Origin of the sequence: uncultured Mobiluncus sp., from assembly GCF_902488535.1 — a bacterium.
Taxonomy (GTDB): Bacteria; Actinomycetota; Actinomycetes; order Actinomycetales; family Actinomycetaceae; genus Mobiluncus.
On sequence record NZ_CABTWO010000003.1, the window covers coordinates 112,660 to 127,820 of the forward strand.

A 15,161-nucleotide genomic window follows, 5' to 3' on the forward strand; every position below is an offset into this window, starting at 1 on the left:
ATGCCGCGTCCCGCCGCTGGTGGGGCGAATCCCGGCCCCCGGGGCGGAAACAAGACTTTGGGGATAGTCATCGCGATTATCGCGGTGCTGATCGCCGTGGTTGGGGTCATGTCCAAAGTTTGGGCGGAACTGGCTTGGTATCAGCAGCTCGGACGGATTTCCGTGGTGTTGACAGCCTGGGGTTGGCGCATTGGCCTGGTGGTTGTGGCGATGCTGCTGGCGGCCGTGGTGACCTGGGTTAACTTGATGATTGCGGGGCAGGCGAGTCCCGATGCCTCGCAGCGCAACAAATCTAAGAAACGCCGCGACGCGGAACGCAAGATGGATGCGGCGAAACGCAAGCTTCAGCGTGAGGGCGAAAAAACTGCCTCGGACGCCGGTAAACAGGAAAAACCGGACCAGCCGAATGACGAAACGCTCTATCCTGGGGAAAAGTCGGCTGACAGTAAAGGCGCTGATAAACCCTCCGGCTCGGAAAAGATTATTGACCTGGACGCCGAGTTCGACACCGTCTTTGACACGGCGGACTTGGAAGAAGAATTCCGGCGTGCCACCCGCCGCTCCGAGCGTCCCGCAGTGGCAGCCCTGCACGATACTTTGCAGCCGTGGCGCAAGTTCCTGATTGTGGTTTTGCCGCTGGTGGTGGGCCTGATGGTGGCCACCCCGTTGATTTCGCAGTGGGAGCTGTTCGCCGCGTGGTTCCACCGGAGTAACTTCGGGGTCAAGGATCCCATTTTTGCCAGGGATTCTTCATTCTTTGTGTTCTCGCTGCCGGTGTTTTCCGAGCTGACCACCCTGCTGTTCTACGTGGTGGTGACCGCTGGGCTGTTTACGTTGGCTCGCTACTACCTGCAGGGCAACCTGTCCACCAAGATTGCTGAGATTCCCAACCGCACCCGGATTCATATCTCAGTTTTGCTGGCTATCCTGGCCGCTATCATCGGTCTGCGCTACTACCTGGATCGGTTCGTGCTGCTGCTGGGGGTGCACGATAAGTTTTCGGGGGCGTCCTACACCGATATTCATGCCGTCTTGCCGGCCAAGAACATTTTGGTGGGGATTTCCCTGGTCATCGCCGTGTTGTTCATCATCGGGGCATTTCGGAAGTCTTGGGTCATTCCCGCTACCGGGGTCGGTGTCATGGTGCTGTCCTCGCTGCTGGTGGGCGGGCTTTACCCGTGGCTGGTGCAGCGGTTCCAAGTCGATCCGTCCGCCCAGGAACTCGAAGCGCCCTACATCGCTCACAACATCAAAGCGACTCGTGACGCCTTTGGAATCGCTGACGTAAAGGAAGAAACCTACAAAGCGACCACGGAGGCAACCGCTGGCCAGCTCCGCTCGGACAGCGAATCTACCGCCTCGATACGTTTGCTGGACCCTTCGGTCGTGTCCCGCACTTTTGGCCAGATGGAACAAAACCGGCAATACTACCGTTTTGCCTCCAACCTGGCGGTGGACCGCTACACCATCGACGGTAAGGCTCAAGACACCGTGATTGCGGTGCGTGAGCTAGATACGAACCAGTTGGGTGATTCCCAAAAGTCTTGGGTCAACCAGCACACCGTGTTCACCCACGGCTTCGGGGTCGTCACCGCTTACGGTTCCAAGGTCGAAGGGGACGGCTCACCGGCCTTCTGGGAAAAAGGTATTCCCTCCCAGGGTGAGCTGGGCGAGTACGAGCCGCGGATTTACTTCGGCCAGTTCTCGCCGGATTATTCCATCGTGGGAGCACCGAAGGGTGCGCCGAAACGGGAGTTTGATTACCCCTCTGATGTCACTCAGGACAAGGGCGTTAACAACACTTTCACGGGTAAAGGCGGGCCGAGCGTGGGCAACTTGTGGGAGAGGCTCATGTATGCCCTCAAGTTCCGCTCTTCTGAGATTTTCTTTTCCCAACAGGTCAATAGCTCCTCACAAATCCTGTTCTACCGTTCTCCCGAACAGCGCGTGGCGAAAGTCGCTCCGTACCTGACCCTGGATTCGCGGGCTTATCCCGCGGTGGTGGACATGGACGGCGACCCGAAAACCCCGAAACGGGTGGTGTGGATCGTTGACGGTTACACGACCTCGAACTCTTACCCATATTCAAACCACATGGATTTGAACACTTCCATCTCGGATTCGCGCAACATCGGCTATGGCTACCAAGTCATGAATAACGTGAACTACATGCGCAACTCCGTGAAAGCCGTGGTTGACGCCTATGACGGTTCGGTTCACCTGTACCAGTGGGACGCGAAAGACCCCATCGTCAACGCTTGGGGCAAAGTGTTCCCCGGCCAGATTGAGCCGCTGAGTTCGGTCTCCGGCGATTTGATGGCGCACTTTAAGTACCCCGAGGACCTGTTCAAGGTACAGCGAAACCTCATCGCGCGCTACCACACGACCGATCCGCGTTCGTTCTATTCCGGTTCGGATTTCTGGAAGTTGCCTGACGACCCGACTCACGAGGGTTCGCAAACCGTCCTGTCGGCGTTGCAGCCTCCCTACTACTTGACCATGAAAGCTCCCGGTCAGGAATCGACCGAGTTCTCGCTGTACTCGACTTACATTCCCTACGGTCAGTCAGACCGAAACGTGTTGACCGGGTATTTGACGGTGGATTCGGAAACGGGGTCAAAGCCCGGCAAAGTGCGTGACGGGTACGGCAAGCTGCGGCTGCTGTCCCTGCCTTCGGACCTGGCGGTTCCCGGTCCGGGCCAGGTGTCCAATAAGTTCAAGACCACCGATACGGTTTCGCAGACCTTGAACCTGCTGTCTCAGCAGTCCACCGAGGTCGTTCGTGGTAATCTGCTGACCTTGCCGGTGGGCGGGGGTTTGTTGTATGTCCAGCCGGTCTATGTCCAGGCCCAATCCGGTACCACGTATCCGTTGCTGCGCTTCGTGTTGACATCGTTCGGTGACAAGATTGGATTCGCCCCGACTCTGCAGGCTTCCCTCGATCAGCTCTTTGGCGGCGACGCCGGGGTGCAGACTTCCGAAAATGAAGTGCCGGGAGCTGGGGCCCAGGGCAATGGCGAGAATCCCGCCGCACCGAGTTTGACGCCCGAGCAGCAGCTCCAGGCGGCTCTGCAAGGCGCACGCAAGGCGATGGATGACGCGGACGCGGCTATGAAAGCGGGCGATTGGGAAGCCTATGGCAAGGCGCAAACCGAGCTGAAGCAACAGCTGCAGCAGGCTTTGACCGTAGGCGGTGGGCTGCCGGCGGCTCCTGACGCGACCCAGCCGGCGAATCCAGGCGACACGCCCACCTCCCAGCCGAGCGTCCCAACGACTACCCAGCCCAGCGGCGCAGCGACCCCGGCGGCTAGCCCCAAGGTGAAAGCTTCCGCGGCTAGTCCCAAGGCGAAAGCCTCCGCGGCAGCCAGCGCCCGTCCGCAACCCCGGAAATCCGTTAGCTGACGCGGTAAGGGCCGGCCGCGGAAAACCTCCAGCGGCCCCGGAAAGTGCCGCAACGGGCTTGTGACCTCGACCCGTGACGCCCTCCAAGTTGAGGTAAAACCTCAGAACTGGTAAAGTGTACGGGTCGCTTGACGCGGGGTGGAGCAGCTCGGTAGCTCGCCGGGCTCATAACCCGGAGGTCGTCGGTTCAAATCCGGCCCCCGCTACTAAATAAATACCCCCTGAACTGCCTCTTTGCTCGGTTCAGGGGGTTTCTTTTTGCTGAAAACACGGGCTTGGAAACAGGGTTTTGGGGTAAAGGACAAATTGAACTGTCCGTCCGTCGAGAACGAGGCGAAGTTTCCCGAGATGGATACATTGAAGCGGTTGTAACCGGCGCGCTGCATCAACGCGTACCCGAGGCGAACCGCATAGTTCGCAACGACTAGACACGGCACTCCATGAAGTGTTCTACAAGGTGAGCTAGAATTAAAGGACTATGGCTCAGTTAGGTGCAGCTCTCATAGCTATCACCAAAGGTCACAAGAAGGGATGAGGAACACGTCATGGCATACACGCCCCTGCCGATAAAAGAAGTACTGTTGAGTGACATTTGTCTTGACTTGGAAAATTATCGGGTGCCAACTCCGAGTGCCGATGACGCAGATGCGCTCAAATATTTGTTCGTGTCTGAGGACGTGATGGAGATTGCTGAGAAAATATTACGAAACGGGTACTTTGACAACGAGGTGCCCGTCGTCTATCCCGACCCGCAAAACAAAGGCACCTACGTCGTAGTAGAAGGAAACAGGAGAGTCAGTGCACTTAAGGCTTTGAATAATCCGTCAGTTGTTCCGTCCCACCAAGAAAAGCTGGATAAACTTCTCAACCAGTTTCAGGAAGAAGCGGAGGATCTTCCGTCTGAAATCAGAGTAATGGTATCACCCAGTAAGAAGGAAGTAGCAGCATATATAGCCAGTCTCCACACCGGCAAATCCAAACGAGCATGGAGCCTAGACCAACAAGCTAACTACTACTACTCGCTGTTAGACGATACAACGACAGTTGAAATGTTGAAAGCAAAATATCCAGGGATAGATGTCGTCAGATTCATCAAAATGGCGGTGATGAGGAGGTTCATCAGAAACGTACCATTTACTGATTCGAGGGTGAAAGAATACGCATCAAGCACAGACCTCTCCATGTCGGTATTTGAGTACGCCTACAACAAGAAAGCTATTGCATCAACTATAGGTGTATCTTTTAGCAAAGACGGACTACTAGAACCTGTAGACCAAACAATTGAGGAAATAGCCCGAAAACTTCCTAAAGCTAAAATCAAATCCCTCCAATTTTTGCTAACAAAGTTCATGAACAAGGAGTTGACCACTCGTTCAAAAGAATTTAAAGCTAATGGAGAATTGAAGTGCCCCGAGTTCTACGCACTGCTAAAAGGGGAAACGGTAACCACGCCTAAGTCACAGGCAGATGCCCCATCCCTGCCAGATGACTCCTCATTAGCACCTCAGGATAAGGCGGATACACAGGGGAGTAATGTCAAATCGACGACGAGCAGTAAACCACCAAGACGTCAACAAGATGCAGACACTCTCAACCTTAACGATATTGATTTCAATTTACTTTCGCTGAACATGAAATCTCGATTCGAGGAACTAGGGCGCATTAACATCAAGAATTTTCCAATAGCAACTTCAATTCTTATGAGATCAGCACTCGAAACAATTATAAAACTCTATTTGGATTCAAAAGACGATAAATCCTTGAAACAAGATAAAACCCTCGCAGGAGACTTACTTGATTTACAAAAAGAATTAGGCAACACAAAAGGCATTAAAAACGAAATTAATGTCCTCGTTGACCAAAATCCGAAAAAAGATGGGTCAGTAGGATGGTTTAACGCCATCACACATGACAAAAATTTTCCGGTTAGCAAAAAAGAAGTGTTTATAGCATGGGGAAAGGTTTGCCCCGTCATAGTCTTCCTACTCAAGCAGATTGAGCAGAACAAGAGTCAAGCTGTCGCATCACCGCAGCAACCTTAGCAGAGGCAACGAGGAGTTCCTCAGCGCGAGTTTTTCGATTCGCGGAATAAGAAAGTTCCAGCAGCCCTTGCGGATAGTCGCGGTATAGCGCCTTGATTAGCGAGGAATCGTCGTATGTTATCAGCCAGTGGGGCGGATCTAATTCCTTAATGATGTTCGATAGGGCTATGTGGTCACGTCCGTCAAACGAGTTCAAATACAGTTTCGCGCCAGCTTTTACGTATGGAGGATCAATGTACATGAACGTATCCGTCCTGTCTGCATATTTCCTAATCACAGTTCTGCCATCATTGGCCGTTACCACTATCCGGTCGCGATAATCATCTAGAGCAGACACTCTCTCGATGAGTGTTTTCCGGTTGAATCTCGCGTCAATCTTGTAGCGCCCCTCCTGCTGAATTCCACCGATTACGCCACCAGTAAGAATCCCAGACCTGTTCGTGCGGTTAAGGTAGAAGAACGCGAACCCAAGCTCGAATCCAATCCTAGCGCCTGGATTACGGTAAATATCACGCTGCCGCTTCCATTCCTCTATAGTCAACGGAACCTTTGCGATTTGCTCCAACATTCGATTATTTTCATCGGTAACAGCCTTCCAGAAAGAACAAACTGCTGGATCTATATCATTAATCACTAACTGATCTATTATCCCCTCACGTAACAGCGCGATACCCGCACCAGCACCTCCAGCATACGGCTCCACATAACAACAAATTTGACTGTCAAGCGTCTTAATCAGGTCAGTGAACAGACCAGCCAAAGACGCCTTGCCGCCCGGATACCGCAACGGAGACAAAGCACCATAGCGGCGAGACCCTACAGTTCGCAAATCACATTTTTGCACGTTTATCCCTTCGCTCGGAAAGAAGCTACCCGACACCGAGTTGAGCAATAGAGGGCATCACTCCTACCCAAAAAAGAATCCCCACACCAAACACAGCTCCGCCACGCACCCCTGCGCCGCAACCGTTCCCTACGCAAATCACTGCCCAGAACACACAACTGCGCCTCTGAAAGAGTAGACATATCCATGTAACAGATAGTAACCGTTACAATTAGCGCAGTCAACCCAAATAACGGAAATACTCTGCTTTGCCAGCATTGCCAGCAACGTCGGCGACGTCGGCGGAGGATGAGTCCTCGGTAAACTGACTCAAAACTGGTAGAATTGAATACGAGGGGAAGAACATGCAATCGGAGGTGAGTGCGATGACGGATGTTTTGCCTTGGAGTTTTACAATCGAGTTTGACGCTGAGAAGGCCGCGCGTAACGGTTACGATGTTGACACTCTGTATGAGTGTGTGGATGAGAATGTGCAGCGCTACGGTCTATCTCGTCTGGCTTGTGGCACGTGGAAGGCTAACGAGAGTAAAAAGGTGGAATCTCAATGCCTCTCTTTGTTGATGCTCTCCAAGCAGAAATGGGTTATGCAGAATGTGCGCTCAATTACAGCCTATGAACGCGGTACCGACCCCATCGACATAATTGCAGCTCTAAGGAAACGCAACCCAGAACGCGTCTATGCATAGGTTGTTAACTGTTAATGGATGAGCAAAATCGGAGGCTTCGGTTCGCGTTCCATTTCGACCTAGCCGAAGCCAGGTTGAAGGAACTGTATCCATCACGATCACCTTCCGGGTATAAACTGGCTTGGGCGGATATTCGCTCATTCCTGGAAGCAAACGGTTTCACTCATACACAGTACTCAGGGTATGAATCTGTTGAACCTATGACTTATTTTGATGCTTACAACATATTGGACAATTTACAAGACCAGTTTTCGTGGTTCCAATCATGTGCGCGAGGTGCGACACTTACTCAAATCGGAGAGCGTTACGACGTGCTGGAGTACCTGAGGGCACAGACAGTAGATAAGCAGCATACAATGCCTGAACAAGCTCTACAGAGTGACGCGCCTGGTGTTCCGCAGTCCCTTGAGGATGTTGCCAAAAATATTGCGGAAGCGGTTAAGGCGAAACTTGAGGAAAGAAAGTCGAAAGGTACATCATCACCTGGCCGGGGTAAAAAGCGTCCTTCAAGATAAAATCTTTCCCATTCAAACGTCCTAAAACTTGCCTCACGTTCGTAACCTCGCAGTGAGGTGAGGCACTGCACCAAGTCCGGAAGACGCTACCTAACCCCACGATTGGTTGGGGTAGATTCATTTTTGCGCTGGGGGGGAGTTTGAGGGGGCGCCGCGCTTGGCAACCCCTCTTGACTCTGCTCAACGCGGCTTCTGGTGGGAGTTGGCAAGAATGCTGAGAGGGAGGGCAAAATCGGTACGGTAGAATGTTTTTATCACTGTGGAAGTCGATTTTCGTGAGGTGATTGCGATGACGGATGTTATGCCTTGGAGTTTTACAATCGAATTTGACCCTGAGAAGGCTGCATGTAACGGTTACGATGTTGACGCCCTGTATGAGTGTGTGGATGAGAATGTTCAGCGTTATGGTCTAACTCGTCTGGCTCGGGGCACGTGGAAAGCCAACGAAGATAACCGGGTAGAGTCTCAATGCCTCTCGCTGTCCATGCTCTCCAAGCAGAAATGGGTCATGAAAAACATACGCTCCCTTACTGCATACGAGCGCGGCACCGACCCCATCGACTACATAGAAATCGTCCAAGAGCACTTCCCGGAGCGAATCTACGCATAAAACCAATACCGACATGGCCGAAAAAAATCAGTTCCGTTTCGCGTTCCATTTCGACCTAGCCGAAGCCAGGTTGAAGGAACACTATCCATCAGAGACCGAATCCTCGCTTAAGAGGCTTCCGCTCCCCGATACTCTTTTCGGGAAGTGTCCTGTTCTTAGCCTCTAGCCGAGTTTTCAGGCTATCCGCTAGATCCTGCCTAGTTTGCGGTTTCAACTCTTGACTTTTCCCCCGCTGCGGTGATATGTTATTATTGAGGCTTGAGAACGTCCCGAGCAATTGTAGCGCGGATAACGGCTCGAGCCTTTCAAGTTGTTTGGCATCATAGGCGATAATCGGGTTAAGTAACATTTTGTGTGTCTTTTGCCGGGCGTGTCGTTAGTGTGAGTGGTCTGCCCATCCTTTGCGGATTGAGATGTCTGGGTGGTAGTCGGTGCGGGTGAGTTCTATGCCGATGTCCCATTCGGCTGGTCCTGGCTTGGGTTCTTTGATTTCGGGTTTTGGTTGGGGGTTTAGGTGCTTGGGTCGGGTGAGTTCGTGGGGCTGGAGCGGGTTCTCGCTGTGCAGGTAACACCACCCCCTACAACAACACAGGGGTAAAGGACAATTTGTGTGTTTTTTATCCGGGTTTTTTGTTGTGGTAGGGCCTTAAAGTCGGGTTGATAGTTGGTTTGGCTGAACTTTGGGGTCGGTCAAATTGTGTGTCTGTTTTCTTGTGTTTTGCTTGTGTTGGTGGGGGAAAGTCGGGTTGAAAGTTGGTTGGTTCATGCTGTTGGCATGAATATGGTGAAATGCCCGGCGTGTAATACTTTTTTGAAACGTAATGGAAAGACTTCTTCTGGTTCTCAGCGTTGGCGTTGTAAGGAGTGTGGAAGGTCTCAGGTCGGAAAGATTGATAACTCTGCTAAAGAGCTTAATCGTTTCCTGAGCTGGCTGTTGTCGCGTCAGCGGCAGAAAGACATGCCCGGAGCGGGCCGGACGTTTTGTCGTCATGCAGCTAAGTTCTGGTGTTTATGGCCGTTCTCTCCGATCGTGGACGAGGTTCATGACGTGGTGTTTGTCGACGGGATTTATCTGGGGCGCAAGGCCGTGGTTTTGATTGCCTGTACTCGTCAGCATGTGTTGGGCTGGTATGTGGCTAGGAACGAGAACATTAACGCGTGGAAAGCCTTGCTGGATCGGATAGCGCCCCCGCTTCTAGTCGTGAGCGATGGTGGGTCAGGTTTCAAAACCGCTAGAGCAGCTTCTTGGCCTGGCACGCAGGTCCAGCGTTGCACATATCACGCGTTTATGCAGGTACGACGTTACATCACCATGAATCCGAAGCTGCCAGCCGGGAAACAACTCGGGAGAATAGTACGCGACCTGTTACATGTCCATAACGTGGAAGAATCTCTACAATGGCTGGTCGGGTTCAACAACTGGTGCCTGGAATGGGAAGCCTTCCTCGCGGAGGAAACCATAAACGAATACGGCACAAGATGCTTGACCCACGAGAAACTCGCTCGCGCCCGGGACTCGCTAATTAGGCTCATAAAATCCGGTAACCTGTTCACCTATCTCGATCCTGACCTCGCAGACCAGACCCTGACCTGCCTACCAGCAATGAACAACCAGATCGAAGGCGGGATAAACGCTCAACTCCGTGCCATGCTCAAAGACCACCGCGGAATGAGCCTGGCCAGGCGAATCAAAGCGGTTTTCTGGTGGTGCTACCACCACATCGAAAACCCCGCGACTCCAGCAGAAATCCTGAAAATAATGCCTACGGATGCGCAACTCGAGGAATACTACCTAAACCAGGAAAACCTACACATCACCCAAAGAAACCTCCCCGGATGGGGCGACGCAATCATCTGCAACGAACTCCACCACACCACCCCCTACAACAACACATGGGACTAACCCCCCAGACACACAATTTGTCCTTTACCCCTTACTTAACCCCAATTTTCCGGTAAAATGGATGTGTGTTATAGCCTCAATCTGAGTTCGGGTTTGGAACGTACACCTATCAAGGGAGACTCAAATGAATCATTACCGCAAGACTACGCTAGCCCGCCACGCAGTACCTGGAAAGGGTTCTGTGCTGATGAAAAAGATCTATGCTACGTGTGCGGCAGTGTCTCTGACGCTGATGTGCGGGTTGGCCGTGATTATGGCAGGTTCTTCGCCGCGGGCATATGCGGCTGTGCCGCCCAAGTTTGAGCAGGCCATCGATTCCTCGCAGTCTACCACAGAAGCCAAAACCGTCTCCGGTTCCGTCAAGAAACTGCTGGCAGTACCGTCTACCGGTAATATTTCTGCCACCGCAGACTTGGGGGTCGGACTGGCGAATGTGACGGTGTACGCCCAGTGGAGCGAAGGCTCTAAGTCCAAAGGTAGATGGTCATCACCCATATACAAGGGCACCACCGATGTCAACGGTAATTTTAAGATAAAAATGCTGCCCTACACCGATGTTAATGGGGTGAAACGTACTTTTGACGGTGAAGTCGGTTTGCATCCGGGGGGAATGTATAACGAAAAAATCCAGATTTGGGTTATCAACCCGGATCGCGACAAACTCAACCAATTCTGGGGATACGGTCAGCGTCCCTCCCCGGACGGATACGTGCAGGATTCCACCGGCAAAGCCTATTGGGGCAACACCTACGGTGTCCAGGGCGCGGACACCTATTTTGTGGAGAAACAAGACCCCACCAAGACTTCCGTCACCCCCGTCAACACCACCAACACCCTGTCGGGTTCGCGAGGGGGTCATATCTCCGGCAAGGTCTACTGGAACTGGGTACAGGGCGTGGGCTCGGCGCGTTGGGTGGATTTAAATAATCCTGACGGTGACAAGCTGGTACGGGGTCAGAAGGTGCAGGCGTCTTACCTGAGCGATTGTGCCGTTAAACAAGTTGAAACGTATTACGCCGACAACAAAACCGGGCTTTTCAAGAATCACACTTTCCGCGCCTCCGCCTCCACCACTCCGGATAGGAGCCGGTGGGTTGCCCAAGATGAAGCCAACTTGCAAAAATACATCCAGGAACAAATCCGTCTCGGTACGGGATCTTGTCAGTGGATTGCAGAAACCGTGCAGGCCACTACCGGACCAGATGGCAAATACACGTTGCAGTTCAACGGCAGCTGGGGCAATAACCAGCGCAGCTGTCAGACGGTTCCGGCGGGACGAACTTGCGGCGAGGTTGCGCCTGATCCCGACACCGGATTCTGGGAAGGGATTGGCAGGAATGACCAGAAGCACGTGAACTGGGACTATTTGAACGTTTCTTTGGTTGATAAGCCAGATGGTATCGGGTACATGGATCCGTGGCGCGGCAATAATTTCTTTGACACCCGCCAAGGCGCGGCTATGTTCAAGCCGTTCGGTGTCACCGGTAATTACGCCGGATCCAATGAACAGTGGGACGACTTGAATCTGGGATTGGTGCCGGTAGAGACCTATTTTGATGTCTTGGAATATGACACCAGCACCCATGCCGCCACCCCAGGCAGCACGGTAAACACCTCTACCGAGGGGCTGGCTCCTGCCAATAAGATTGATAGCAATAAATATAGAATCACCTGGTACGACCCCAGTGAGAAGCAGGTAGGACACTGCGAGCTAACAGCTGACAACAGCGGGGTTTTGGAGTCTTGCCCGTTTAAAGTTCCTGCAGATTTGAAGGAAAACACTGTGTATAACGCGGTGTTGACCTCGGTAGATGAGCACGGGAAAGACGTAGTAGTTTTAGGTACCGATTCCTTCCTTGCGGTGGTGCCGGATTACGATGCCAACTACCAGCAAACCAAAACCAAGGTGGGCGTGGAAGCAACTTCTGCGGCTCCTACTTTCGACAAGAAAGACACTGCCCCGGTAGAGAAACTCAAGTATTTGCCTGCAGGCTATAACCCGGTTTTCGAACTCGACAAGGCAAAGATGACCGAGGCCGGTCTAAACGTGGATGATTTTTCCATTGATCCTTCGACGGGGGCAGTTACTTGGAAGAGCCCCGCCGGTGAGGACGGCACCGTCATCTCAGTCCCGGTGAAAATGACTTACTCCAAGCCACTTAAAGCTGGAGGAACCATCAAAATTTCAGAACCGGCGAGTGCGCCCTTCATAATCCAAGCTCCCCAAGATGACGATAAAGATGGGGTAGCGAATGATAAAGATAAATGTCTAGACACCCCCAGTGGGCAAACGGTGCAGGCTAACGGCTGTACCTATGCGCAACAGTACGATACCAGCTATGACGCGGTAACCGCAGATCCCGGCTCAAAGGCCAGTTCCGGGTTACCAAAGTTCAAAGATAACCAGACAGCTGGTGCTGTGCCCAGCGACACCCCGCCGGTAGAGGGTATCAGGTACTCCCTGGACAAGACCAACCTGCCGGACGGGGTAACCGAGGATACGGTTACAGTTGATCCAGATACCGGCAAAGTAACTTGGAATATTCCTACAGGCACTCCGGCTAACACCTATCAGATTCCGGTGAAGGTTTCCTATCCGAATAATTCCGGATCCACTACCGTAAAGGTTCCATTTACGGTGAATAAAGCTACACCGCCTCCAGCTGGCAGCATCACCAAACCCGGCGATCAAAGCTCCAAGGCGGGAGAGGCAATCACGCCTATAACCGTGAGTGCAGAAAACATCAAGACCGGCACCCTCACAGTGAGCGGACTGCCTGACGGGCTGTCTTTCAATTCTGCGACCAACAAAATTACCGGCACTCCTACGACAGCCAGCCCGAGCGGCGACCCCTCCGTGGTCACCATTAAAGCTGTAGGTCTGGACGGTCGAGAAGTAACCGAGACCTTCAAATACACGGTTACACCTCCGGATAAACCCGCTACTATCACGCCGATTGCTGACCAAAGCGGGACTGCCGGACAGCCAATTAACCCGATTCCGGTAGAAATTGCTAACGGAGTGGAGCCTCCGACATTCACCGGGCTTCCCGACGGGCTGGGTTATGACCCGAATACCGGCACCATTACCGGTACGGTTAACCCGGTAGATGGCGCTGGTAATCCTCTAAAAAACCCGAAAACTTACCCGGTTACGGTGAAAGTTAAAGGACAAGATGGAAAAGTAGTTTCCACTTCTTTCTCTATCACTATTAACCCGGCACCCAAACCGGATACCGACAAGGATGGGGTAGATGACACTAAGGATGTTTGCCCCGGCACTATCAAGGGGTTGAAGGTAGATACCGACGGGTGCGCCGCGAACCAGAAGTACCTGCCGGAATATAGCTCGAAGAAGGTCGCTCCGGGAGCCAGCGTTACTGTCCCGGCTCCGACGTACAAGAACGCTATTAACGGAGCTGCCAGCACGGAGCCGACCGGCACCAAGTACGCTTTGGACACGGATCACCTGCCCAGCGGCGTGAAGGCGAGCGATATCACGGTGAATCCAAACACGGGAGCAATCACGTGGAATGTGCCTGCGGATCAGGCGTTGGGTGATGTGTCCATTCCGGTGAAAGTGACTTTCCCCGATAAAGGCGGCACCCTCAGCGCTCATGCCAAGATTTCTGTGGCATCGATTTCGAATGGCAACGATCCGAAGTATCAGGACGCCACGCCCGTTGACCAGGGAGACACCCAGACGCTGCCCACGCCTAAAAACCCGGACAATAGTGCGCTTCCCAGCGGCACCCACTACTCAAAGACCTCCGGTCCGGATTGGATTACCGTCGATCCCAATACGGGAGTGGTGACGATTAAACCGCTGGCAGACACCCCGGCAGGGGACTATAACGCGGTGATTCATGTCACCTATCCCGACGGTACCTTCGACGATGTCACGGTGCCGGTGCACGTGAATGCCAAGGATCCGGTTCCGAATACTGACAGTGATGGTGACGGGGTTAAAGACGAGAATGATAAGTGCGCGGATACTCCTGCCTCGGCAACGGTGGATGCTCAAGGATGTACTGCTCAGCAGCGTCTCACCCCCGAGTACGACGGAACTAAGGAAGGCACTCGCGGTATAGACACCGTGACGGTTCCGGCGCCGACTTTCAAGGACACGGTTACTAACGCTGCAGGTACGCCGCCTACCGGAACCACCTATACTCTGGGAGCAAGTGCTCCGACAGGAGCAACCATTAACTCCAGCACGGGTGCCATCACCTGGGTTATTCCAACGGATTCCACTATCGGCAACCACGAGATACCGGTAGTTATTAACTACGGTGACGGCTCCAAGGGAACCGCCTCCGCCATAGTGAAAGTGAACGGTCAAACCGAAGTGGTGACACCTGAATATAAACCGGAGGTAGATCCTATCTACGGCGAAACAGAGGTTATCGAACAAGGTCAAACCAAGACCACTAATTCTCCGATTTTCAAGGATAAGGGCGGCAACACCGTGGCTAAGCCTGACGGCACCAAGTTCTATAAGGCGGACGGAATGCCGGATTGGGTCAGTGTCGACGAGAACACCGGTGCCATCACTATGACGCCGGGACTTGACGCGAACCCACAGGACTACAACATTAAAGTTGTCGTCAAGTACAAGGACGGTACCCAGGATACGGCTGTCGCCAAAGCTACGGTGACGCAGAAACCCAGAGCCTCGGCGACGATTACCCCGATACTGAACCAGGTTGGAAAGCAGGGAGAACCCCTGACGGCTATTCCGATTCAGGTGCAGCATCGAGATCCGAACAGTACGATAACAGTTACCGGTTTGCCCAAGGGTTTGACCTACGATCAGGCACAAGGAAAGATCGTCGGAACTCCCACGGAACCGACAAACGGTCCGCAGACGGTGACTGTCACCGCTATCGGAGAGGACGGAGCTCCGGTAACATCCACCTTCACCTTTACGGTGAACCCGCCTGACCAAAACACGACTCATGATCCGAAGTATTCAGATCCGAATCCGAGTGAGGCGGGGAAGACCCTCGTGGTTCCCGGTCCGAAGAACAGCGACGGTAAACCGCTGCCGGGAGGGACTATCTATACCAAGGTCAGTGGTCCGGATTGGGCGACGGTGAATCCCGATACGGGCGCGGTTAGCGCGGAGATTCCCGCCGGTACTGCTCCTGGCGATTATC

The 15,161-nt window shown here is 53.1% G+C and carries 8 protein-coding genes and 1 tRNA gene; 8 read left to right on the forward strand and 1 reads right to left on the reverse strand.

Going from position 1 to position 15,161, the window contains the following annotated elements; genetic code table 11:
• The 3 genes from RDL66_RS02120 (at position 1) to RDL66_RS02130 (ending at position 5,444) form a co-directional block, all read left to right on the forward strand.
• On the forward strand, positions 1-3,402 hold the full coding sequence (locus tag RDL66_RS02120; RefSeq protein WP_308534874.1) for a UPF0182 family protein: 3,402 nt from the start codon (positions 1-3) through the stop codon (positions 3,400-3,402).
• Between the two features lie 132 nt (positions 3,403-3,534).
• Positions 3,535-3,608 (forward strand) — tRNA-Met (locus RDL66_RS02125).
• 339 nt (positions 3,609-3,947) lie between these two features.
• Positions 3,948-5,444 carry a hypothetical protein gene (locus RDL66_RS02130; RefSeq protein ID WP_308534865.1) on the forward strand — a complete coding sequence of 499 codons (1,497 nt, stop codon included), beginning with the start codon at positions 3,948-3,950 and terminating at the stop codon, positions 5,442-5,444.
• Here RDL66_RS02130 and RDL66_RS02135 read toward each other — a convergent pair.
• On the reverse strand, positions 5,389-6,288 hold the full coding sequence (locus tag RDL66_RS02135; RefSeq protein ID WP_297590932.1) for a DNA adenine methylase: 900 nt from the start codon (positions 6,286-6,288) through the stop codon (positions 5,389-5,391). The genes RDL66_RS02130 and RDL66_RS02135 overlap by 56 nt on opposite strands.
• A 365-nt stretch (positions 6,289-6,653) precedes the next feature.
• On the opposite strand from RDL66_RS02135, the gene RDL66_RS02140 reads away from it, so the two are divergent.
• The 5 genes from RDL66_RS02140 to RDL66_RS02160 form a co-directional block, all read left to right on the forward strand.
• Positions 6,654-6,974 carry a hypothetical protein gene (locus tag RDL66_RS02140; protein ID WP_297590935.1) on the forward strand — a complete coding sequence of 107 codons (321 nt, stop codon included), beginning with the start codon at positions 6,654-6,656 and terminating at the stop codon, positions 6,972-6,974.
• Between the two features lie 14 nt (positions 6,975-6,988).
• On the forward strand, positions 6,989-7,489 hold the full coding sequence (locus RDL66_RS02145) for a hypothetical protein (RefSeq protein ID WP_297590938.1): 501 nt from the start codon (positions 6,989-6,991) through the stop codon (positions 7,487-7,489).
• 259 nt (positions 7,490-7,748) lie between these two features.
• On the forward strand, positions 7,749-8,099 hold the full coding sequence (locus RDL66_RS02150) for a hypothetical protein (RefSeq protein WP_297590940.1): 351 nt from the start codon (positions 7,749-7,751) through the stop codon (positions 8,097-8,099).
• A gap of 781 nt (positions 8,100-8,880) precedes the next feature.
• The gene (locus RDL66_RS02155; RefSeq protein WP_308534876.1) at positions 8,881-10,002 is read left to right on the forward strand and encodes an IS1249 family transposase; all 1,122 of its coding nucleotides are present in this window, start codon (positions 8,881-8,883) and stop codon (positions 10,000-10,002) included.
• 187 nt (positions 10,003-10,189) lie between these two features.
• A partial coding sequence (locus RDL66_RS02160) for a Rib/alpha-like domain-containing protein (protein ID WP_308534867.1) occupies positions 10,190-15,161 on the forward strand: 4,972 nt, incomplete at its 3' end.

Coding starts and splice junctions, on each gene's coding strand:
- RDL66_RS02120 (WP_308534874.1), top strand. CDS start 1: ATGCCGCGTCCCGCCGCTGGTGGGGCGAATCCCGGCCCCCGGGGCGGA.
- RDL66_RS02145 (WP_297590938.1), top strand. CDS start 6,989: ATGGATGAGCAAAATCGGAGGCTTCGGTTCGCGTTCCATTTCGACCTA.
- RDL66_RS02155 (WP_308534876.1), top strand. CDS start 8,881: ATGGTGAAATGCCCGGCGTGTAATACTTTTTTGAAACGTAATGGAAAG.
- RDL66_RS02140 (WP_297590935.1), top strand. CDS start 6,654: ATGACGGATGTTTTGCCTTGGAGTTTTACAATCGAGTTTGACGCTGAG.
- RDL66_RS02130 (WP_308534865.1), top strand. CDS start 3,948: ATGGCATACACGCCCCTGCCGATAAAAGAAGTACTGTTGAGTGACATT.